The organism is Pantoea sp. GW821-FHT03E06, from assembly GCF_059420725.1.
In genome coordinates this window covers 1,349,588-1,372,242 of the sequence record NZ_JBWKUG010000001.1, presented here as the reverse complement: position 1 = coordinate 1,372,242, position 22,655 = coordinate 1,349,588, and the positions used below count along the sequence as shown (strand labels likewise).

At 57.8% G+C, this 22,655-nt stretch carries 22 protein-coding genes; 8 read left to right on the top strand and 14 right to left on the bottom strand.

What is annotated here, in order from left to right:
- The first annotated feature begins 145 nt into the window (after positions 1-145).
- The 4 genes from glnH to ybiO all read left to right on the top strand — a co-directional run bounded on the left by glnH (position 146) and on the right by ybiO (position 4,788).
- The gene (gene glnH / locus AC07WB_RS06330; RefSeq protein WP_097094441.1) at positions 146-892 is read left to right on the top strand and encodes a glutamine ABC transporter substrate-binding protein GlnH; all 747 of its coding nucleotides are present in this window, start codon (positions 146-148) and stop codon (positions 890-892) included.
- A gap of 83 nt (positions 893-975) precedes the next feature.
- Positions 976-1,635 (top strand): glutamine ABC transporter permease GlnP, encoded by a 660-nt coding sequence (gene glnP / locus AC07WB_RS06325; protein ID WP_097094442.1) that lies wholly within the window; start codon positions 976-978, stop codon positions 1,633-1,635.
- Complete coding sequence (glnQ, locus tag AC07WB_RS06320) at positions 1,632-2,354, top strand: glutamine ABC transporter ATP-binding protein GlnQ (RefSeq protein WP_097094443.1); 723 nt, start codon at positions 1,632-1,634, stop codon at positions 2,352-2,354. Before glnP ends, glnQ begins: the two co-directional genes overlap by 4 nt.
- 157 nt (positions 2,355-2,511) lie before the next feature.
- Positions 2,512-4,788 (top strand): mechanosensitive channel protein, encoded by a 2,277-nt coding sequence (ybiO, locus tag AC07WB_RS06315; RefSeq protein WP_494940202.1) that lies wholly within the window; start codon positions 2,512-2,514, stop codon positions 4,786-4,788.
- 2 nt (positions 4,789-4,790) lie between these two features.
- On the opposite strand, the gene rlmF is transcribed toward ybiO, so the two are convergent.
- The 6 genes from rlmF to AC07WB_RS06285 form a co-directional block, all read right to left on the bottom strand.
- Positions 4,791-5,717, bottom strand: a complete 927-nt coding sequence (gene rlmF, locus AC07WB_RS06310) for a 23S rRNA (adenine(1618)-N(6))-methyltransferase RlmF (RefSeq protein WP_345827007.1) — start codon at positions 5,715-5,717, stop codon at positions 4,791-4,793.
- A gap of 79 nt (positions 5,718-5,796) precedes the next feature.
- Positions 5,797-6,192 (bottom strand): hypothetical protein, encoded by a 396-nt coding sequence (locus AC07WB_RS06305; protein WP_097094446.1) that lies wholly within the window; start codon positions 6,190-6,192, stop codon positions 5,797-5,799.
- 18 nt (positions 6,193-6,210) lie between these two features.
- Complete coding sequence (locus tag AC07WB_RS06300) at positions 6,211-7,131, bottom strand: efflux RND transporter periplasmic adaptor subunit (RefSeq protein ID WP_400455185.1); 921 nt, start codon at positions 7,129-7,131, stop codon at positions 6,211-6,213.
- Positions 7,124-7,318, bottom strand: a complete 195-nt coding sequence (locus tag AC07WB_RS06295) for a DUF1656 domain-containing protein (RefSeq protein ID WP_097094448.1) — start codon at positions 7,316-7,318, stop codon at positions 7,124-7,126. The genes AC07WB_RS06300 and AC07WB_RS06295 overlap by 8 nt, the downstream gene beginning before the upstream one ends.
- Complete coding sequence (locus AC07WB_RS06290) at positions 7,308-9,191, bottom strand: FUSC family protein (protein WP_494940201.1); 1,884 nt, start codon at positions 9,189-9,191, stop codon at positions 7,308-7,310. The genes AC07WB_RS06295 and AC07WB_RS06290 overlap by 11 nt, the downstream gene beginning before the upstream one ends.
- Positions 9,192-9,301: 110 nt before the next feature.
- Positions 9,302-10,207 carry a LysR family transcriptional regulator gene (locus AC07WB_RS06285; RefSeq protein WP_400455181.1) on the bottom strand — a complete coding sequence of 302 codons (906 nt, stop codon included), beginning with the start codon at positions 10,205-10,207 and terminating at the stop codon, positions 9,302-9,304.
- A gap of 151 nt (positions 10,208-10,358) precedes the next feature.
- Between AC07WB_RS06285 and AC07WB_RS06280 the strand changes: the two genes are divergently transcribed.
- Positions 10,359-10,994 (top strand): flavin reductase family protein, encoded by a 636-nt coding sequence (locus AC07WB_RS06280; RefSeq protein ID WP_097094451.1) that lies wholly within the window; start codon positions 10,359-10,361, stop codon positions 10,992-10,994.
- Between the two features lie 87 nt (positions 10,995-11,081).
- On the opposite strand, the gene AC07WB_RS06275 is transcribed toward AC07WB_RS06280, so the two are convergent.
- The 7 genes from AC07WB_RS06275 to hutI form a co-directional block, all read right to left on the bottom strand.
- Positions 11,082-12,563: an HAL/PAL/TAL family ammonia-lyase gene (locus tag AC07WB_RS06275; RefSeq protein WP_345827012.1), complete on the bottom strand. Its 1,482-nt coding sequence runs from the start codon at positions 12,561-12,563 to the stop codon at positions 11,082-11,084.
- Entirely contained in the window at positions 12,560-13,354 is a 795-nt protein-coding gene (locus tag AC07WB_RS06270) for an ABC transporter ATP-binding protein (protein ID WP_097094453.1), read from the bottom strand. Before AC07WB_RS06270 ends, AC07WB_RS06275 begins: the two co-directional genes overlap by 4 nt.
- Before the next feature lies 1 nt (position 13,355).
- Positions 13,356-14,084 carry an ABC transporter permease gene (locus AC07WB_RS06265; RefSeq protein ID WP_097094454.1) on the bottom strand — a complete coding sequence of 243 codons (729 nt, stop codon included), beginning with the start codon at positions 14,082-14,084 and terminating at the stop codon, positions 13,356-13,358.
- Between the two features lie 11 nt (positions 14,085-14,095).
- Entirely contained in the window at positions 14,096-14,815 is a 720-nt protein-coding gene (locus AC07WB_RS06260) for an ABC transporter permease (protein ID WP_400455176.1), read from the bottom strand.
- 12 nt (positions 14,816-14,827) lie between these two features.
- On the bottom strand, positions 14,828-15,679 hold the full coding sequence (locus AC07WB_RS06255) for a transporter substrate-binding domain-containing protein (RefSeq protein WP_097094456.1): 852 nt from the start codon (positions 15,677-15,679) through the stop codon (positions 14,828-14,830).
- Positions 15,680-16,056: 377 nt separating this feature from the next.
- Positions 16,057-16,848, bottom strand: coding sequence for an N-formylglutamate deformylase (hutG, locus tag AC07WB_RS06250; RefSeq protein ID WP_494940200.1), 792 nt, complete (start codon positions 16,846-16,848; stop codon positions 16,057-16,059).
- Positions 16,845-18,062: an imidazolonepropionase gene (gene hutI, locus AC07WB_RS06245; RefSeq protein ID WP_345827015.1), complete on the bottom strand. Its 1,218-nt coding sequence runs from the start codon at positions 18,060-18,062 to the stop codon at positions 16,845-16,847. Before hutI ends, hutG begins: the two co-directional genes overlap by 4 nt.
- Before the next feature lie 85 nt (positions 18,063-18,147).
- Here hutI and AC07WB_RS06240 point away from each other — a divergent pair, with 85 nt between their 5' ends.
- Entirely contained in the window at positions 18,148-19,503 is a 1,356-nt protein-coding gene (locus tag AC07WB_RS06240; protein ID WP_494940199.1) for a formimidoylglutamate deiminase, read from the top strand.
- Complete coding sequence (locus AC07WB_RS06235; protein ID WP_345827017.1) at positions 19,500-20,039, top strand: HutD/Ves family protein; 540 nt, start codon at positions 19,500-19,502, stop codon at positions 20,037-20,039. The genes AC07WB_RS06240 and AC07WB_RS06235 overlap by 4 nt, the downstream gene beginning before the upstream one ends.
- On the opposite strand, the gene hutC is transcribed toward AC07WB_RS06235, so the two are convergent.
- Positions 20,023-20,778, bottom strand: coding sequence for a histidine utilization transcriptional repressor HutC (gene hutC / locus AC07WB_RS06230; protein WP_097094461.1), 756 nt, complete (start codon positions 20,776-20,778; stop codon positions 20,023-20,025). The two genes, AC07WB_RS06235 and hutC, sit on opposite strands and share 17 nt — an antisense overlap.
- 319 nt (positions 20,779-21,097) lie before the next feature.
- On the opposite strand from hutC, the gene hutH reads away from it, so the two are divergent.
- The gene (gene hutH / locus AC07WB_RS06225; protein WP_345827018.1) at positions 21,098-22,651 is read left to right on the top strand and encodes a histidine ammonia-lyase; all 1,554 of its coding nucleotides are present in this window, start codon (positions 21,098-21,100) and stop codon (positions 22,649-22,651) included.
- Positions 22,652-22,655: the final 4 nt, after the last annotated feature.

The window sequence follows — 22,655 nt, the reverse complement described above, 5'->3', positions numbered from 1 at the left end:
TGCAAAATTTTTCTTCTGCGCAAAATCGTGTCAGCAAGTGCTTAAAACGACTGATTTCGTGAAAAATGAAAAGTTGGCATAATTTTTTCATATGATAAGCCGTACATCGGGCCACCAGGCCTGAAGGGTAATAAGGAAAATAATGATGAAGTCATTGATTAAAGTCTCCGTGGCCGCGCTGGCGCTGGCCTTCTCGCTTTCCTCCACCGCAGCAGATAAAAAACTGATTGTCGCCACTGACACCGCATTCGTTCCCTTCGAGTTTAAACAAGGCGATAAGTACGTCGGTTTTGATATCGATTTGTGGGACGCGGTCGCCAAAGAACTGAAGCTGGATTACACCTTCAAACCGATGGATTTCAGCGGCATTATCCCCGCTCTGCAAACTAAAAACGTGGATCTGGCATTAGCAGGTATCACCATCACCGAAGAGCGTAAGAAAGCCATTGAGTTCTCAGACGGCTATTACAAAAGCGGCCTGCTGGTGATGGTGCGCGAGAATGAAAAAGACGTTAAAAGTATCGACGATCTGAACGGCAAAGTGGTGGCAGTGAAGAGCGGCACCGGTTCGGTAGATTACGCCAAAGCGCACATCAAATCGAAAGACCTGCGTCAATTCCCGAACATCGATAACGCTTACATGGAACTGGGCACCAACCGCGCTGACGCCGTCCTGCACGACACGCCAAACATTCTTTACTTCATCAATACCGCCGGTAAAGGCCGCTTCAAAGCGGTAGGCGAGTCAATTGAAGCGCAGCAATATGGCATCGCTTTCCCGAAAGGCAGCGACGATCTGCGTGAAAAAGTGAACGGCGCACTGAAAACGCTGCGTGATAACGGCACTTACAACACTATCTATAAAAAATGGTTCGGTACTGAACCAAAATAATGCCGGCTTAAGTCGATATTCCAGCAGGGAGCGTTGCCTCCCTGCTTTTTACATTTCCACGCAACAGATTTTGGAGTCACACCATGGAGTTTGACTGGAGCGTCATTTGGCCCGCACTGCCGATTTTAATCGAAGGCGCCAAAATGACCCTGCTGATCTCGGTCCTCGGCCTGGTCGGCGGTTTAATTATCGGCCTGGTCGCCGGTTTTGCCCGTGCTTACGGCGGCTGGATCACGAATAACATCGCCCTGGTATTCATCGAGCTGATCCGCGGTACACCTATCGTGGTACAGGTGATGTTTATCTACTTCGCCCTGCCGATGGCCTTCCCCGACCTGCGTATCGATCCGTTCAGCGCGGCGGTGGTCACCATCATGATCAACTCCGGTGCTTATATCGCAGAAATCACACGCGGTGCGGTGCTATCCATTAACAAAGGCTTCCGTGAAGCGGGTCTGGCGCTGGGCTTATCGAGCCGCGAGACGCTGCGTTATGTGATTATGCCACTGGCTCTGCGCCGTATGCTGCCACCGCTGGGTAACCAGTGGATTGTGAGTATTAAAGATACTTCCCTGTTTATCGTGATTGGCGTGGCTGAACTGACGCGTCAGGGCCAGGAAATCATCGCCGGTAACTTCCGCGCGTTAGAAATCTGGAGCGCCGTTGCCATCATCTATTTGGTTATTACGCTGGTGTTGAGCTTTGTGCTGCGCCGTATTGAGAAAAGGGTGAAAATCCTGTGATTGAATTTAAAAACGTCTCGAAGAATTTCGGCCAGACCCAGGTTCTGCACGACATCAACCTGAAAATTAATCAAGGCGAAGTGGTGGTAATTATTGGACCATCCGGCTCCGGGAAATCTACGCTGCTGCGCTGCATCAACAAGCTGGAAGAGATCACGACCGGCGAGCTGATTGTCGATGGCATGAAGGTCAATGATCCGAAAGTCGATGACCGCCTGATTCGTCAGGAAGCGGGCATGGTGTTCCAGCAGTTCCATCTGTTCCCGCAGATGAGCGCGCTGGATAACGTCGCCTTTGGCCCCATCCGCGTTCGTGGTGCGAAGAAAGAAGAAGCCCACAAGCTGGCCCGTGAGCTGCTGGGTAAAGTGGGCCTCGCCGAGCGCGCGCACCACTTCCCTTCTGAGCTATCCGGTGGTCAGCAGCAGCGCGTCGCGATTGCGCGCGCGTTGGCGGTGAAGCCGAAAATGATGCTGTTTGATGAACCTACCTCAGCGCTCGATCCTGAGCTGCGTCACGAAGTATTGAAAGTGATGCAGGATCTGGCCGAAGAAGGCATGACCATGGTCATCGTAACGCACGAAGTCGGTTTCGCGCAGAAAGTGGCTTCGCGTCTGATCTTCATCGATAAAGGGACCATAGCTGAAGACGGTAACCCGGATGAATTGATCACCAACCCGCCAAGCGATCGCCTGCGCGAGTTCCTGCAGCACGTTTCCTGATAGCCTGGTCGCCATCGTTGGCGACCGATTCTGTAAGGTCGTCATTGATGACGACCTTCTTCCCCCACCGCCTCGCGCGCAAATCAATTTTCCTTGCAGAATCTGTACCTTCCATCACTGACTATACTTCTCTCTTGTGCCGTTCAAGGAGAAAGCGATGTTGTCTGCCAGCCCACCAGGTCGTGCCACTCTGTGGTTACTCTTCAGTTTGCTCACCCTGTTTCTCATGCCTTCAGCGCAGGCCGTCAATCTGCCTCAGGCCGCCGTCGCGGCACAGCAGACACAAACGCCGGCCGCGAGCAGCACCGCCGAAGGCGAACCCAGTGTAGAAGAGAAAAAAGCCGCTTACGCCGCGTTGGCCAATATTCTGGATAACAACGCCTCACGTCAGGAACTGATCGATCAGCTGCGCCAGGCCGCCAACAGCAAATCCTCCAGCGAACAGCCGGTGCTGGCGCCGCCGCAGGCGGATCAGGAAGATCCGACGGTGCTGGAGAGTATCACCAGCGTCACGCGTGAATATGGCGGCGCGGTGGCGTCACAATTCGTTCAGCTGCATGACAACATCACCAATGCGCCGCATAAGGCCTTTAACCAGCAAACCTTTTTCAATGCGCTGAAATACTTCGCCGCCCTCGCTGCGGCGGTGTTTGCTTTCTACTGGCTCACGCGCCGTTTGATGTGGCCAGTCTGGCAGCGCATGGGCCGCTGGGGACGCAAGCAAAATCTTGAACGCACCAAATGGCTGCACCTGCCCGCTATGATCGTACTGGCCTTTATCCTCGATCTCCTGCTGCTGGCGCTGACGCTGTTTGTCGGCCAGATCATCAGCGACAACTATCACAACGGCAACCGCACCATCGCCTATCAGCAAGGGCTGTTCCTCAACGCCTTCGCGCTGATTGAATTTTTCAAAGCGGTATTGCGCCTGATTTTCTGCCCGCACTTTCCCGCGCTGCGCTTCTTCCACCTGGCGGACGCGCGCGCCAGCTACTGGAATACCCGGTTAAGCTGGCTGAGCGGGATTATTGGTTATGGTTTATTAGTCGTGGTGCCCATTGTTGCCAATCAGGTCAACATTCAGGTGGCTGCGCTGGTTAATATGCTGATCATGTTCATCATGACCGGCTGGGCCCTGTGGCTGATTTTCCGCAACAGAAGCAATATTCAGCATGAGCTGTCGCGACTGGCCGATCGCAGCATGACGTTTTTCGCGCTGTTTATTCGCGCCTTTGGCGTGGTGTGGCACTGGCTGGCAAGCGCCTATTTTCTCACGCTGTTTCTCCTTTCGATCTTCAATCCTGGCGACAGTCTGAAATTTATGATGTCCGCCACGGTGCGCAGCCTGGCGATCGTCGTGATTGCCGCACTGATTTCCGGCATCCTCACGCGCTGGATAGGTAAAACCGTCACGCTGTCGCCGGATCTGCGTCGCAACTACCCTGAATTGCAAAAGCGCGTTAATGATTGGGTAAAAGCGCTGCTGAAACTGGCGCGTGTGCTCACCGTATTTGCCACGCTGCTGCTACTGCTGAACGCGTGGAATCTGTTTGATCTCTGGCACTGGCTGACCCTCGGCAGCGGACAGAAAATGGTGGATGTGCTGATTCGCATCGTGATGATTGTGCTGCTGTCGGCGGTAGGCTGGACGCTATTGGCCAGCCTGATTGAGAGCCGCCTGGCCTCAGATTCGCACGGTCGTCCCATGCCCAGCGCGCGCACCCGTACGCTGCTGACGCTATTCCGTAATGCGCTGGCGGTGGTCATCAGCACCATCACCATCATGATTTTACTGTCAGAAGTCGGCGTGAACATTGCGCCGCTGCTGGCCGGTGCCGGTGCGCTCGGTCTGGCGGTCTCATTCGGCTCACAAACGCTGGTGAAAGACATCATTACGGGCATCTTCATTCAGTTTGAAAACGGCATGAACACCGGCGATCTAGTGACGATTGGGCCGATTACCGGCACGGTGGAGCGCATGTCGATTCGCTCGGTGGGCGTACGTCAGGATACTGGCGCCTATCACATTATTCCGTGGTCTTCGATCACCACCTTCGCCAACTTTGTGCGCGGTATCGGCTCATTCGTCGCCAACTATGATGTGGATCGCAGTGAAGATACCGAACGCGTTAACGCGACGCTGCAAGCGGCAGTAAAAGAGTTGCTGGAGAACCCGGAGATTCGCGGCATGGTGATCGGCGAGCCAAGCTTTGCCGGCCTGGTGGGATTAACCAATCAATCCTTTACCGTGCGCGTCTCCTTCACCACTCAACCGCTGAAGCAGTGGACGGTGCGTTTTGCGCTGGATGATAAGGTGAAGAAGCATTTTGATGCGGCCGGCATTAAAGCGCCGCACCAAACGGTGGAAGTGATGCAAACCGGCAGCGATATCACCTCGGCTGCCAGCTTACCGGCGTTGCCACCGGCGCAATAAGCTTAGCGTTTCAGCCGCTTCGCGCGTGACGCGGGCGGCTGGAATGTCCAGGCGATAAAGCGGCTCTGCTTCTGCCCTTGTGCCATTTCGATGATGCGCACTTCATAGGCTTCCCGATCGCGCAGCTGGTCACGCAGCGCCGGTAGATTCTCTTTACGAGAGACCAGCGAGGTGAACCACACAATCTGGTCCGCGTGCGTCACGCTTTCATCGATCATCTGACCAACGAACTTACGTTCACCGCCGTCGCACCATAATTCGCTGTGATGACCGCCAAAATTGAGCGGCGCGTTTTTGCCCAGGCCCAGGTTACGCGTTTTACGCTGGCCAACGCTGGCTGCTTCTTCTGCAGAGGAGTGGAACGGTGGATTACACAGCACCGCATGGTAGCGTTCGTTTTTATGCACTACGCCCGCGAAAATGGATGACGCATCCTTTTGTCGACGCAAACGAATTGCGCGCTGCAGGCCAGAATTACTCGCCACGATCTGTCCCGCCGCGGTAATGGCCTCCGCGGTGATGTCGGTACCGGTAAAGCGCCAGCCATATTCGGCATTGCCAATCAGCGGATAGATGCAGTTCGCGCCGCAGCCGATATCCATCACATCCAAATCACGCGGGATCACGCCGCCGTTATCGCTCGCCAGCAGATCGGCCAGCGCATGCACATAGTCAGCGCGGCCCGGCACCGGCGGGGTGAGGTAGCCTGCCGGCAGCTGCCAGTTCAGGTTATAGAAAAGTTTTAATAACGCCTGATTCAGCAGCATCACTGCTTCAGGATCGGCGAAATCCACCGACAACTCGCCGTAGCCGTTGGGACGCACTTTCACCGCCAGCGGCGGATGGGCTGCGGTAAGAGCCGCAAAATCATAACGGCCCTGATGGCGGTTACGCGGATGGAAAGGTGACGTGGCGGCTGGCTTGTTCATAGTTTCTCCGGAAAATAGCGCGGGCGTAAGATACCCCGCTGCGCGCGTAAAAGAAATTATCAGCCGCCGTTTTTTGCCATTATTTCTGTGCGCGAGCCAGCCATTGCTGCATCTGCGCCAGGGCATAAGTGCGTGAACTCACCACCTGATGCGGAATGCCGAACATTTTGCGCATCTTGCGCAGTTCCGCACAGCGCGATGCCTCACTCTCAATACTCAGCATTCCTTTGCAGCGTTGACTCAGCAGTTGGCGATGGCGAATCAGCCAGTCCCCCCGCTGCCGCCGGTCGGCCTCGGTTTCCTCTACCCGCATATGATCATAGACCACCACAAACGGCGACTCTTGCTGTAGCAGCGCCAGCATTTCGGCTTCCCATTGGCTGGCGTAACCTGGCAGCACGGCCTGCTGGTTAAGATAAACCAGCGGGAAATCCTGAACATCATAGACGTAAAAATCGTTTTGATTTAAAGACATACAACCTCCTGAGAAGGATTAAAGCCATTTCGCCAGCAGCGCTGTCAGACGCCCGTGCGCGGGCGTTTCACCCGCCACCGCAATGCTGCAACTCATGCCAGCCGTGAGTAATTTATCTTTCGGTAACGCATCCAGTTCGATACGCACCGGAATGCGCTGCGCCAGGCGAATCCAGCTGAAGGTGGCCTCTACGCCGGGCAAGCCCTGCGCATCAACCTGCTGATTGGCGTCACTGATGCCACGCCCAAAGCTGGCAACGTGGCCGTTGAGCGTTTGGCTATCGCCCATCAGATGAACATCAACGCGGTCGCCAATTCGGATGGCATGTAATTTGGTTTCTTCGAAGTAGCCGGTGATCCAGAAGCTATGTGCATCCACCAGCGCCACCTCCGGCGTACCGGCCACCGCGTAATCACCCGCCTGCAAGCGCAAATGCGTCACGTAGCCATCCACCGGCGCCCGCACCGTAGATCGCTGTAAATTCAGCTGCGCGAGGGCCAGCGCCGCACTCGCCTGCTGCTGCTGCGCCTCCGCTACCTGCAACGCTTCGCGTGCGCGCTGGACCTCCTCGGCCGCCAGTAATGCAGCCATCTGTCGCCGCCGCTGCGCCTCATCGCGTTTTTGTTGCAACGTGGCATTGGCCTCCCTGAGCTGGGCTTCCGCCTGCGCCAGCGCCAGCTGAAAGCGCAGCGGATCAATCACAAACAGCGTGGTGCCGCGCGCGACAAACTGGTTATCCGCTACCGGCACCGCCTGCACCGTGCCAGAGATCTCCGGGGCGATACGAATCACCTGCGCACTGACGCGACCATCGCGTGTCCAGGGCGCCAGCACGTAGGCGCGCCATAACACCATCGCCAGCCAGAGTGCGGCCGCCACCACGGCCAACGTCATTAAGACCTTAAGGGAAGACTTCCATGAGAATGTTGAATCAGACATAGAGAATGAACACCGCCAGTAAGAGAAACGACAAAGCAAATTCGAACAGCGCCGGATGCCAGACCCAACGCAACACACCACAACGCAACAGCAGCGCGCGTGCTGCAAGGAACAGCGGGAACGTGGCACAGAGATAGATAAAGAAAGGCGGCAGATAGATGCCCGCAATCGACACCTCACTTAACATGCGATCCCCCTATCTGCTGCGGCGAGAAGTAGTCGGCATGCTGCTGTAAAACATGGGCGATGGCGGTTAAACAGGCCGCCGAGGCGGCATCTTCCCGCAGGATGCGTGCCGTGCGTTGGGCATGTTTTGCCGCCTGGCGCGGGTTGCCAACGCGCCGTGCGATGCGCTGTTGAGCGCGAACCATTTGCGCCTGCCATTGAGAATTCAGCGTCAGGGCGCGTAGGCGCAGGATTTCACGCCCTAATTGCAGGCTGGCTAATCCCTGCTGCAATACGCGATCGTGCTCTTCTGGGTGCGTGCGCAGCAGTGCGCCAAGTTGCGCCAATCGATGCTGCTGTTGCTGCTGCCAGCGCAGCGGCCTGGCGGGCTTTCCTGCCAGCAGTGCAAGGCTACTGAGCCGAATCCGCGCCTGCAGTCTCTGCACATGCCGCGCCGGGTTGCGGGGCATTAACTGAAAGGCCAGCAGCGTCAAGGCCGTGCCCGTCAGCCACGCCAGCGACCAATTGAGAAGTTGGGAAATGTCATACACCATCGGATTGCTGGCCGCAGTTAAGGTGTTGAATCCCACCAGATACGCCAGTCCGCTCAATAGATGCTGTGGAAAACTGGTGGCATAAATGCCCGGCAGCCAGAACAGACTCAATACCAGTAACAACAGCGGCAAACCATTAATTAGCGGCAGCACCACAAAGGCGCAGATCAATGCCATTGGCAGCGCATAGAAGGTTCCACGCAGAAACTGGCGCGCACCCGCGGCGGGATGAGGAGATGTAGAGAGCAGCGCACAATAAGGCGCAATGATCAGCAGCATGATGTCCCCGGCTGGCCAGCCGCTGCCAAGCCACAGAGATGATGCCGCTAGCAAGGTTACAAAAGCGCGTAATCCATTGCGCCGCGCACCGCTCCAGTCACGATGAAAACTCGGTGCAACCAGGCGGGGCGAAGAAGAGGTATACGGCAAATAGCTGAGCACCTGCACCACGCGTTGCATGGCGATGATATGAGACTGATGAGATTGCGCTTCATCGGCACGCGCCTCCCGCAGCAGATGTCGTGCCGCCGCTAATCCCGCCCGGCCCTGCGCGAGCGCAGCGGCAACATCCTGCCAGACTGTCTGTTGCGAGTGTTGGCAAGACGCCACCATTTCAGCCAACGCATCCATCGCCTGTTGGATCGCGCGCGTATGCTGCGCCAGCGTGACGGACTCGTGACGTGCCGCCGCCAGCAAATCATCAACGCTGTAGATTTCTGTCATCAGCCGATGTTGCGCCGTAGCGGGCCCTTGGGCGGCCAGCAGCGCGGCGGTTTGTTGCGTTAACCGCAGGAGTAAAGCATCAAGTTTGCTGCTGAGCGTGCGCCGACTGAACAGCGCCGTCACCAAACCCAGCGACATCACGCCGATCGCGACGGTCGAGGCGCGCCCCACCGCATGTTCAAAGGCCAGTTCGGGATGCTGCATGGCACCAAGCGTTGCCAGCCCAATGGTGTATCCGGCCACCGCCGCGCCTGAGGCGCGAAAGTGACGCAGCACGCTCATCGCCAGTACGCAGATGCCGAGCCACAGGCTTTCTGTCAGGACGAATAGCCAGGGAAGCTGAGCGAAAGCGGCCATCAGCGCCAGCGCCACCACCATGCCGGCGAGCGTGCCGATCAAACGCCATTTTCCCTTACCCAATACCGCCCCCTGAACGGGGTTCAATACCAGTAATACGGTGGTCGCCGCGGAATACGGCATATCCAGTTCCAGCGCGTAGGCCACCACCAGCGCGAGATTGGCGGCCAGCAAGGCGCGCAATACATAGGTCGCGCGCGGCGTCGTGAAATCGCAATGCGACACGAGCCGGTGGATAGATGAGAGAATGCGGGACTGCATGGATGATCCTCAACCGTGAAAGTTGGGCTCACTGTAGGGAAAGGAATCCATGCGTAAAAGTGACGATTATTAAATTGATGAGTGCGTTAAACGCACGGGTTAATCACTCTTCAGCTGTCGCTGCTGCATAACTGGCGGAGGGTCTGACGCAACCAGCGATGCGCCGCATCCTGCTGAAAGCGTGGATGCCAGGCTTGCGTCAGCAGCACGGTCTCTAGCGGCACCGGAAGCTCAAACATGCGCACCCGCATTCCGGCGGTAATGGCACTGCGCGCCAGATGTTCCGGTAGCGGCAGCAGCAGATCCGAATCCTGCAGCGCAAAAATCGCGCTATAGGGTGTTGCTACAATTAGCGAGACCTGACGCTGCAACCCCTGCTGCTCCAGCGCACTATCAATCGGCCCGCTGGCTTTACCACGCCGAGAAATGCTGATATGTCCCCAGCGCGTCAGCTGTTCGGGGGAAATATCGCTGGCGAAAATGGGATGGTCGTTACGCGCCAAGCCGACAAAACGTGTGGTAAACAGCGGCTGTACGCGAATCTCTGGCCCCAGTTGACGAGCGGCGCTGATAAACAGATCGACACGGCCACTGCGCAGTAATTCAACATCCACATCATCCTCTTCCGGAGCGAAATGCAGCAGCGCACGCGGCATCTCCTGCGCCATCGCCTCTAATACGCGACCAGAATAAAAGCCGGTGAAGGTGTCATTGGCGCGCACATTAAAGCGGCGCTCGAGCTCCGCCAAAGGCGCATTCTCCCCTTGCGTCAGTACCTGCGTCGCCTGTTCAACTGCCGCGCGCACCTGCTCACGCAGCGCCAGCGCGCGCGGTGTCGGTACCATTTTGCGCCCTGCCTGAACAAAAATCGGATCGCCCAACGTCTCGCGAATTCGGCCGAGCGTGCGGCTCATGGCGGGTGCGCTAAGATGCATGCGCCGGGCAGCCGCCGCCACGCTGCCCTCTTCCAGCAGGATATCCAGCGCAATTAATAGATTTAAATCCGGATGTTTCATTATCGCTCCCTGCCCTCACGAAAAGGCCATACTAGCCGCATTACGCTTGGGTAAACAACGGGGAGCAATGCGTGCGCTGTACGCAACTGCTGGCTATGGCGGCAGAAGCTAACCCGCTAAGATAAAACATTGATCATCATCGGGAGCAGAAATGACACGCCAACGTTACTCTTATCAGCCACGCGCTGGACACGGTTTGCCGCACGATCCGCTGAATGCCATCGTCGGTCCACGCCCCATTGGCTGGGTCAGCTCACAGAGCGCCAGCGGTACGCGCAATCTGGCGCCGTACAGCTTCTTTAACTGCTTCAATTACCATCCGCCGATTATCGGTTTTGCCAGCAGCGGCTGGAAAGACAGCGTACAAAATATCTCAGAGACCAAAGAGTTTGTCTGGAACCTGGCAACGCGCCCGCTGGCTGAAGCAATGAACGAGAGTTCCGCCTCGGTGGCTGCGGATCAGGATGAGTTCGCGCTGGCGGGATTAACGCCGCTTGCGGCGTCACACGTGAATGTCAGCATGGTGGCGGAAAGCCCGGTAAATTTTGAGTGTAAATTGACACAGCTGATTCAGCTGCAGGATGCGCAGGGTAACCCGATTGATAGCTGGCTGGTGCTGGGAGAAGCCGTCGCCATTCATATTGATGAAGCACTGCTGGAAAATGGCATCTATCAAACTGCCAAAGCGCAACCGATCCTGCGTGCCGGTGGCCCGTCGGCCTATTACGGCATCAGTGAAGCGCTGCGCTTTGATTTGGTGCGCCCGGACGCCCGCCGCTCCTCGTAAGCCCGGTCGCCATCAATGGCGACCCTACGATGGGCTCATGCGGTTTGTAGGGTCGCCATTGATGGCGACCGCCTTAAAAACCACGCGTTACAACCCGTTTTTCAACACCGCTACCGCGCGCGCGATCTCCGGTGCCAGCCAGCGATCTTCCTGCCAGTTAGCGACCACCGCGCGCAGGCGGCGTAGGGCCTGCGCCGTACCCTGCGCCAGCTGCGCTTCACCGTGGAAATCCAGCGCCTGCGCCGCCAGCAGATACTCAATCGCCAGAATCTGCCACACATTGCCCACCAGCTTCAGCAGCTTGAGCGCTGCGCCGGTACCGAGACTGAGATGATCTTCCTGCAAACCGGAGGTGACATAGTTATCCAGCACCGCCGGTTGCGCTAGCTGACGGTTCTCCGCACACAGCGACGCCGCCACATACTGCGCAATCATCATGCCGGAGTTGACGCCCGGCTGCGCCACCAGAAACGCCGGTAAGCCGCTAACCAAAGGATTGACCAGGCGATCGAGGCGACGCTCGGCGATACTGCCCACTTCCGCCATCGCAATCGCCAGCAGATCCGCCGCCATCGCCACCGATTCACCGTGAGGATTAGCCTGCGACACCACGCGCCACGCATCCGGCGTGCCGAGCACCAGCGGATTGTCGGTGCAGGCATTGAGTTCGGTAGCAATCTGGCGCGCGGCGTGATCGAACTGATCGCGGCTGGCGCCGTGTACCTGCGGCATTGAACGCAGGCTCAGCGCATCCTGGGTGCGAATACCCACGCTTGCCGCCAGCAGCGGGCTGTCGCTGAGCAGCTGGCGCAAGCGCTGGCCGCTCAGCTGCATACCCGGACTGGCTTTCAGCGCAATCACTTCGGCATCAAAGGCCACCAGCTGTCCGCGTAACGCCTCAAAACTCATCGCGCCGGTCACGTCCGCCCAATCAAGTAGACGCGCCGCATCATCCAGCGCAAGGCAGGATAAACCGGTCATGCACGGCGTACCGTTGACCAGGCTCAACCCCTCTTTGGCGCCGGGGCGATAGGGCGTTAGCCCTGCTGTTGCCAACGCCTGCGCGGCAGGCATAATCTGGCCCTGATACTCCACGTCACCCACACCAATCAGCGCCAGGCCAATATGTGCCATGTGGCTGAGATAACCGACCGATCCCTGCGACGGCACCTGCGGCGTAATCTGCTGATTCAGCAGCGCCAGCAGATGCTGCACCAGCGCTACCGACACGCCGGATTTGCCATGGCTGTAGTTGGCAATCGCCGCGCACAGAATGGCGCGCGCCTGTTCACGCGTTAGCAGCGGGCCCACGCCACACGCATGGCTCAGCAACGTATTGCGTGAAAGCTGGCTGAGCTGATCTTCCGGCAGCGTGATGTTGCACAGTGCGCCCAATCCGGTATTGATGCCGTAAGCGATGTGGCCGCTCGCCACAATCTCATCAACAATAGCGCGCCCTTGCGCGATGCGCTGCCAGGCGCTGACGCTCAGACCGAGTTCCGCATCGTGCCGCGCCACCTGCACCAGTTCTTGCCACGTTAAGGGACCATCGCCCCACACCACGGTCATGCTTGCGGCTCCGCGCCATGATGGCTGGAGATAAACTGCTTGAAGCGCTGCGATCCCTGTTCACCAAACATCTCTTCCGGCGCGCCCTGGCAATCAATGGTGCCCTGATGCATAAACACCACGCGGTTAGAGACATTACGCGCAAAGCCCATTTCGTGGGTCACCACCAGCATAGTGCGCCCCTCTTCTGCCAGGCTGCGCATCACTTTCAGCACTTCGCCTACCAGTTCAGGATCGAGTGCAGAAGTCGGTTCATCGAACAACATCACTTCCGGATCCATCGCCAGCGCGCGGGCAATCGCCACACGCTGCTGCTGGCCGCCGGAGAGCTGCGCCGGGTAGAAATCTTTGCGATTCAGCAAACCCACGCGGTCCAGCAGCTGCTCCGCTTGTGCGATGCAGCTTTTCTTATCGCGTTTCAGAACAAAGTGCGGGCCTTCAATGACGTTTTGCAGCACCGTCATGTGCGACCACAGGTTAAAACTCTGGAATACCATGCCAAGGCGCGAGCGCAGACGCTCAATCTGTTTGGGATTCGCCGCCAGGCGGTGCCCACGCGCATGGTGTTTCATCTCAATGGTTTCACCACCGACGCTCACCACACCGGCATCCGGTGTTTCCAGCAGGTTGATGCAGCGCAGCAAGGTACTTTTGCCCGAGCCGCTGGCACCGAGAATCGAGATGACATCGCCTTTATGGGCCTGCAGCGAAATGCCTTTCAGAACTTCCATCGCGCCAAAAGATTTATGGATATCGGTGGCGGATAAGGTAACGGGTGATGTGTGGTGCATATTACTCTCCGGCAAGCGGTTTAACGGCGGGCAACGGCTTTTTTGCGGCACGATGTTGCGCACTCAGACGGCGCTCTAACAGCGCGTACAGCTGGACGATAATAAAGTTAAGAATCAGGTAAATAGCCGCGGCGCAGATAAACACTTCCATGGTGCGATAGGTGCGCTGAATAATCTGCTGTGCGACGCCAGTGACGTCCCAAACGGTAACGAGGCTGGCTAACGCGGTGGATTTCACCAGCAGAATCGCCTCGGTGGAGTAAGCCGGCAGCGCATAGCGCAGCATGATCGGTGCGATGATGCGGCGCAGCAGCAGCCAGCGCGACATGCCGCAGGCCAGCCCGGCTTCCACCTGTCCGGCAGGCACTGCCAGCAGCGCCCCGCGCAGAATTTCCGCGGTATAGGCCGCCGTACACAGCGACAACGCCAGCACCGCGCAGGTGAACGGCTCACGCAGGAACGGCCAGACAAAGCTATGGCGAATCACACCAAATTGGCCGAGACCGTAATAGATCAGAAACAGTTGGATCATCAGCGGCGAGCCGCGAAACACTAAAATGTAGCCGCGCGCAAAGCCGCTCAGCACCCGCCAGCGACTCATGCGCAGCGACAAAATGCCAATCGCCAAAATGCCGCCGCAGAGAAAGGCGCTGATAAACAGGCCGAGCGTCACCGGCAGCGCCGCACTGAGCTTGAGAAAGGTGTCGGAGAGAAAGGCGAAATCGATCATGCTGCTGCTCCTTAATGCTGTGCCGCAGTGCGACTTTGCCACGCACGACCCAGGCGCGATTCTGCCCGACGGAACGCATGATTAGACACTAATGTCAGCACCAGATAGCAGGCAGCGCCGACCAGATAAAAGGTGAAGTAATCGCGCGTGGATCCGGCCGCGACCTGGCTGGCGCGCATCAATTCAACGATGCCGGTCACCGATACCAGCGCCGAATCTTTTAGGCTCATCTGCCACACATTCGACATGCCCGGCAGCGCATAGCGCACCACCTGCGGCAGCAGAATGCGCTGCGCAATACGCCAACGCGGCATACCAATCGCCACGGCCGCCTCAACTTCACCTTTGGCCAGCGCCAAACGTGCCGCGCGATACACTTCCCCCTGATATGAACCGGAGATGAGCCCAATCGCTAGCGCACCAATCAGAAAAGGTGGCGCTTCAATGAAGCCATCCGCGCCGAACATCTGTCCCACCAGCGTAATCAGGCCCGATCCGCCAAAATAGAACAGATAGATCACCAGCAGTTCCGGGATGCCACGAAACACCACCGAATAGCCTTCACCCAACCAGCGCAGCCAGCGCTGAGGCGATAACTTAGCCGCCGCGACCCCGGAACCGACTACCGCACCAATCATCAGCGCCGCCAGCGACAGCAGCAGCGTGGTGCAGGCAGCACTCAGGATCAGGCGGCCCCAGCCATCAGCACCAAAACTCAGCAGGCTCATCATCTTTCACCTCACTTACGGGGTTACGTCAGTTTTAAACCACTTCTCGCTGAGCTTTTTGACAGTACCGTCAGCCAGCGCCGCATGAATGGCCTCATCGAGTTTGGCTTTCAAATCGTTATCCGCCATGCGTACGCCCATCGCTTCGCCCTCGCCCCAGATTGGGCCGCCGAGCTGTGGACCGCTGAAGATCAGGTTGCTGTTCTCTTTGCGCGCCAGCATCGATTGCGCAAAAGTGACGTCATCAAACACCGCATCGATACGTCCTGATTGCAAATCGAGGATGGCATCCGCGGATGAGGTGTACTCGCGTACGTCGGCATCACCTTTGAAGTACTTATCAATAAACGGCGTGTAGACGGTGCCGGAGGCGATACCGATGGTTTTGCCCTTCAGCGCCGCTTTCAGCGGGGCAATCGCTGCGTTGATCTCTTTCTCATCGTCATGCAGCTTGATGATGTTGTGATCGGCCGGCAGCAGCGGGCTGTCCTTGGTGGTGATAAAGGTGGCGGGCGTCGAAGCATAAGGCGCGGTGAAGTTGACCACTTTTTTACGATCTGGCGTGATGACAATCGCATCCATGATTACGTCATATTTACCGGCATTCAGGCCGGCGATCATGCCGTCCCAGTTCTGCACCACCAGTTTGCATTGCACACCCATGCGCTTGCACAGATCTTCCATCAGCTCAGGTTCAAAACCGCCTAACTTGCCGCCCGGCAGCGTCAGGTTCCAGGGTTCATAGCTGCCTTCGGTAGCGATAGTGATCGATTTCCACTCTTTAGCCTGTGCAGCAACGCCGCTGATCATCAGGCTGGCAAACAGGGTCGTGAGGCAAAAACGGCGAATCTGAGCGCGGTGCGTCATGCGGCTTCTCCTGGTCATTAATCGAATGAGGCGGTCTCTGCTGAAGGTGAATTTGCAGATGACCTTTCATGTATATACAAGTTAGCGTGCGGCAGATCATTGTCGGCATAAGCTTTTTGTGAGCCAGCCACTATAAAAAAACATAATCGCTACGTGGTCTTTACTTGTACATACAACCTAGCAAGCGCTATGCCAAAATAGCAAAGCCGCAAAATCAGGGGGATAATCACGCGATGAACGTAAATAGTGCACTACAAGGAGGCGAGGCGCGCATCACTATGGTGCACGTAGGGTCGCCATTCATGGCGACCGTCTGGATGACGCACAGGGTAAACCGGTCGCCATAAATGGCGACCCTACAGATGTTGGGAGCGTGTTTAAACCGTTTTACCCGCTTCAATAAACGCCTGCAGCAGCGGTTTCAGCACCTTCTGTAGCTGCCCAGCACGATCCTGTTGCCACGCAAACGGCGGCGTCTCATCCATATAATTGAGCTGCGCCAGTTCCAGCTGCACCGCCTGCACGCCCTGCTCGGGTTGACCATAAGCGCGCGTAATATAGCCACCTTTAAAGCGACCGTTAACGATCCAGCTGTAATCTTTCTGCGCATTGCACACGTGTTTAATCGCATCGATCGCCGCGCTGGAGCAGCTGGCGCCATCATTAGTCCCGATGTTGAGATCCGGCAAGCGTCCCTCAAACAGGCGCGGAATCACCGAAGCGATGGAGTGCGCATCAAACAATAATGCATAACCGTGCTGCGCTTTCAGGCGCGTCAGCTCTTGCTGCAGCTGCTGGTGATACGGCTGCCAGATCGTGTCCAGATAGCCCTGGCGCGCCTCGGCACTCGGCGTTTTACCGGCGGCAAAGGTTGGCGTGCCGTCGAATAATGTTTCCGGATACAAACCGGTGGTGGCCGTGGCGTAGAGCGGTTGATTGTCCGCCGGCCGATTAAGATCGATGACAAAACGCGAATAGTGGCCAATTAACACGCTGGCGCCAAGATCGCGGACAAAGTCATACAGCAGCGGAATATGCCAGTCAGTGTCCGGTAAACCGCGCGCCGCGTCGCTCAATCCGGCCTCCACTTCTGGCGTTAATTGGATGCCCGCATGCGGAATGCTGACCAGCAGCGGAATCTTACCGGCCGTGAAATGAAAAGATGTCATTGCGCTTCTCCACGATAAATAACCTGGCACGGCAGTTCGCCGCCCAGCCAATAAACCAACTCAGCCGGACGCGCCAGCGGCCAGTGGACAAAATTCGCCACCTTGCCCACTTCCAGCGAACCGTGCGACTGCTGAAGTCCTAACGCTTTGGCCCCCCACAAGGTCACGCCTGCCAGCGCCTCTTCCGGCGTTAAACCAAACAGCGTGCAGCCCATGTTGAGCATCAGGCGCAGCGATAATGCCGGTGAAGTGCCCGGATTGGCATCGCTGGCCAGCGCCATCGGCACGCCGTGCTGGCGGAAGAGTTCCACCGGCGGGCGCTGGGTTTCACGCAGCAGATAAAACGCGCCCGGCAGCAGTACTGCAACGGTACCGTGCTGCGCCATGGCTTTCGCATCCTCTTCGGTAGCGTATTCGAGGTGGTCGGCGGAGAGCGCGCCATAACGCGCCGCCAGCGCCGCGCCGCCCAGCGCCGACAGCTGTTCAGCATGCAGTTTCACCGGAAAATCCAGTGCCTTAGCTGCATCAAATACCGCGCGGACCTGCTGCGGCGAAAAGGCTAAATGCTCACAAAATGCATCCACCGCATCCGCCAATCCTTCGGCTTTCACCTGCGGTAACAGGCGTTGGCAGATGATATCAATCCAGCCTTGCGGGTTATCTTTAAACTCCGGCGGGAAACCGTGCGCGGCTAAGCAGGTGGCCTGCACATCGGCGGGCACCGTTTCCGCCAGCTCGCGAATGGCACGCAGCATGGTCAGCTCGCTGGCTTCATCAAGACCGTAACCCGATTTGATCTCTACCGTGGTCACGCCTTCCGCCAGCAGCCGATCCAACCGCCAGCGCGCGCTCGCCACCAGCTCTTGCTGCGATGCAGCGCGGGTAGCACGCACCGTGGAGAGAATGCCGCCGCCCTGCGCCGCGATCTCTGCGTAGCTTACGCCATTCAAACGCTGCTCAAACTCCTGGCTGCGATCGCCGCCAAACACCAGATGCGTATGGCAATCCACCAGACCGGGCGTGATGATGCCGCCGCTAAATGCATGCTCTTCGCGTGCAGTAAACGCCGGGCATTCGCTGCGCGGCCCTAGCCAAATCAGTTTCCCCTGATCGACCGCCAGCGCGCCGTCGGCAATCAGATTGTAGTGCCCGTCACGCATCGTAACGATGTCGGCCCCCAGCCACAGGCTGTCGATCTGCTTCGTTTCTGCCATCCCACTCCCCTTCACGTTCGGCGATTTACACTGCGCATCAAAGTATGTATATGTATATACAACTTTCCGCCATGGAGGATCAACCATGACAACTTTTTTTGCCCCCCGCGCGCTGCTGGCCGATGGCTGGCACGAACACGTGCTGATCGCCACCAACGCGACCGGACACATCACTGACCTTACACCCAACAGCGAGCCCGGCACGGCGACGCGCCTGGTTGGATCGGTTATCCCGGCGATGGCCAACCTGCATTCCCACGCCTTCCAGCGTGCGATGGCCGGGCTGGCCGAAGTGGCGGGCGATCCGCAGGATAGCTTCTGGACGTGGCGCGATCTGATGTATCGCATGGTGCAGCGACTGTCGCCAGAGCAGGTCGGTGCTATCGCTACCCATCTCTACATCGATATGCTGAAAGGTGGCTACAGCCAGGTGGCGGAATTCCACTATTTGCACCACGATCCGCTCGGCCAACCCTATGCTGATGATGCGATGCAGCTCGCCCTGATGGCTGCGGCCGACACCGCCGGCATTGGCCAAACGCTGCTGCCGGTGTTGTACAGCTATAGCGGCTTTGGTTCGCAGCCCGCCAGCGACGGCCAGCGCCGTTTTATCCAGCAAACTGCGGCCTACCTGCAACAGCAGCAGCGTGTGGCGAGCTGGAGCGCGGATAAGCCGCTGCTTAATCATGGCATCTGTTTCCATTCGCTGCGCGCGGTGGATGAAGCGCAGATGCACGAGGTGTTAGCCGCTTGCCCGCAGGATGTGCCGGTGCACATCCACGTTGCCGAGCAGGAAAAAGAGGTGAATGACAGCCTGGCGTGGAGCGGCGAACGTCCGGTGGCCTGGCTACTCAATCGCTTCGATGTCGATCAACGCTGGTGTTTGATTCACGCCACCCATCTGGATGACGATGAGATTGAGCGCATGGCGATGAGTGGCGCAGTGGTAGGTTTATGCCCAACCACCGAGGCCAATCTCGGCGACGGCATTTTCCCGGCGGTGGAGTACATTGCTCGCGGTGGCCGCTGGGGCATTGGTTCTGACAGCCATGTATCGCTTAGCGCGCTGGAGGAATTACGCTGGCTGGAGTACGGCCAACGACTACGCGATCGTCGGCGCAACCGCATTACGTTGCCGAACCAGCCGTCGGTGGGCGATCTGCTGTGGCAGCAAGCCGCGCAGGGTGGCGCGCAGGCGTGCGGCGTGCAGGCTGGCGAATTAGCCATCGGCAAACGTGCCGACTGGCTGGTGCTGGCAGAAGATGCGTTTCTCGGCAGCGTTAGCACCGCTTCGCTGCTGAATCGCTGGCTGTTTGGTGGGCAACGCGAGCAGATTCGCGACGTGTTTGTGGCGGGCAAGCAGGTCATTCATCAAGGCCATCATGCGGCAGAACACCAGGCGGCAGCGCACTTTGCCGAAGCGATGAGGGCGTTACAATGAGAACGCGCTTTGCCTATGACCAGCTACCGGTGAGCCGCTGGCGCAACGGCGGCGGTGAGACGCGTGAAATTATCAGCTATCCGCCGGGCGAAGCGCAGTTTGAGTGGCGCGCCAGCATCGCGACCATTTCCGCCGACGGCCCCTTTTCCCCCTTCCCCGGCATTGATCGCGTGATTACCCTGCTGCACGGCGACAGCGTCTTGCTGGAAAGTGCCCACCTTCAGCAGCGGTTACAGCCGCTGCAGCCGTGGGCATTCCCCGGTGAATGGGCGATTGACGCCAAAATTAGCGGCAGCTGTCAGGACTTCAATATTATGACGCGGCGCGGCAGCTGGCGCTCTGCGGTCAACCTTGCGCAAACAGCGGTTAGCGGTGAAAACGGTGTGGCGTGGGTGGTAGCGGGCTCATGGCAAACGCCAGCCGGGGAAACGCTGGCAGTGAATCAGGGGATTTGGTGGCTGGATGAAAAGCTACAGCTGGCACCGCAAACGCATGATGCCAGGCTGCTGTTCGTGGCGCTTACCCGTGGCCTCTAAACCGTCCCAGCAACTTATAGCGCGAGCCCGGATAAAGCAGACGCGCGTAAGTCACAATCTTGTTATCGCTCCACGTCTGACGGCGAATCAGCAGGCAGGGTTCGTGCTCATCCAGCGCCAGATGCTTACGCTGGCGCAGATCCGGCAATACGGCTTCCACAATATGTTCACCCGCCGTCAGCGGCGCCACGCGCATCAAATAGGTATAGGGCGTCAGCTGATGGTAATCCTGGCTAAGATAATCCGGCGCCACCAGCGGGTTTACCAAACGGTCTTCCAGCTGTACCGGCAGATCGTTTTCGTAATGCACGATCAGCGAGTGGAATAGCGTTTGTCCGGTAGACAAGCCCAGCACCGCCGCCTGTTCCGGATCGGCCTTCATCTGCCCAATCGACAAAATCTGGCAGCTGTGCTGATGCCCACGTTGGGCAATTTCATCGGCGATGTTGTGCACTTCCAGCATCGCGGTGTAGCCCTTCATCTCCGCGACAAAGGTGCCAACTCCCTGCATGCGCACCAGAAAACCTTCGCTGGTTAACTCACGCAACGCGCGATTAATGGTCATACGGCTTACGCCTAGCTCATTGACCAGCTCACTTTCAGAGGGCACACGCTGGTTGGCTTTCCAGTGACCTTCACGGATCTGGCTAACGATCGCCTGCTTCACCCGCTGGTAAATTGGCGCGGGTTCATCCCCCATCGCCGCAGCCAGCTGTGCTACTGCCGTTTGCTCCGCCATTTCCTGTTCCTTTTTCCAATAATGTCTAAAGTTTACTGTCTCAGGGCGTAAATGTATATACATCCAATAGTGCAGCGCGCCCAGCGCTGGTGCAGCTTTCGATCCAGTTTGGTGCAGCCGGTTTACCGTTTCGCCTGTTAACGCGCATTGCGGCACATTTCACAGAATACGATCAATCTGGCATAGCGCTTGCTACTTGTATAGACAAGATTAGACACTTATGCTTCACTCATCGCAATCCACGGCAAATTGGTCAGCTACATCGCAAAGTATCGGCGTCCAATACCTGCCAGCACACTTGTATAGACAGGAGTAGACTATGTCAGGTTCGGTTCAGGAAATTCGCCTCATTCCCGGTGAAGTGGACCTCGCGACCTTGCGCAGTATTTATCAGAGCAAGGTGACGCTTACATTGGCAGATGAAGCGCGTGCGGCCATCGACCGTGCCCATGAAACCGTTGATGCCATTGTGGCATCCGGCAACGTGGTGTACGGCATTAATACCGGTTTTGGCAAGCTGGCACAGACGCAGATTCCTTCGGCGCGGCTGGCGGAGCTGCAGCGTAATCTGGTGCTGTCGCACAGCGTTGGCCTGGGTGATTTGTTGCCGGATAATGTCGCACGCCTGGTGGTAGCGACCAAAATTATCAGCCTGGCGCGCGGCCATTCTGGCGTGCGCATCGAACTGATCGAAGCACTGCTGGCGCTATTCAACGCGGGTGTGATGCCCTGCATTCCGGAGAAAGGATCGGTCGGCGCGTCCGGCGATCTGGCGCCGTTGGCACACCTTTCACTGATGCTGCTGGGCGAAGGCCAGGTGCGGGTTAATGGTGAATTGATCCCCGCCACCGAAGGTTTGGCGCGCGTTGGCTTACAGCCAATTGTGCTGGGGCCTAAAGAGGGCCTGGCGCTGCTAAACGGCACCCAGGTCTCGACTGCGCTGGCGCTGCGCGGTCTGTTTGAAGCAGAAAACCTGTTCGCAGCGGGCTTGATGGCCGGTGCGCTATCGCTGGAAGCGATCAAGGGCTCAGTAAAACCGTTTGATGCGCGGATTCATGAAGCACGCGGTCAGGTGGGACAGATCAACGTCGCCGCCGCCATCTCTTCTTTATTATCCGGCAGTGAAATTCTCAGCTCACACACCCACTGTGGTCGCGTGCAGGATCCCTACTCGATTCGCTGCGTACCGCAAGTGATGGGCGCCTGCCTGGATAACCTGACGCACGCTGCACGGGTATTGCAGATTGAAGCCAACGCCGCCTCCGATAATCCGCTGGTGTTCAGTGACAGCGGCGATGTGATTTCCGGCGGTAACTTCCACGCCGAACCGGTGGCCTTTGCCGCCGATATTCTGGCACTGGCGATTGCCGAGATTGGTGCCATTTCTGAGCGTCGCCTGGCGCTGCTGTTGGATACCGGTCTTTCAGGCCTGCCGCCGTTCCTCGTACACGATGGCGGTGTCAACTCCGGCTTTATGATTGCCCAGGTGACGGCGGCGGCGCTGGCTTCCGAAAACAAATCGCTGGCGCATCCGGGCAGCGTTGACAGCCTGCCCACCTCGGCGAACCAGGAAGATCACGTCTCCATGGCGACCTACGCGGCACGCCGCCTCGGCAGCATGTGCTTCAACACCGCAGCCGTGGTGGGCATTGAAGCGATGGCTGCCGCACAAGGTATTGATTTCCATCGCCCGCTGCAGAGTTCGCCGACGCTGGAACAGGAGATGAGCCGCATCCGTGAAAAAGTGGCCTTCCTCGATCACGACCGTTTACTGGCGCCGGATATTGAATCTATGCGCCTGTGGGCCAGCGATTCTGTCTGGCCACAATCCCTTACCGCGCTGCTGCCAAGTCAGCGTAAGACTGTTAATTAAGGAA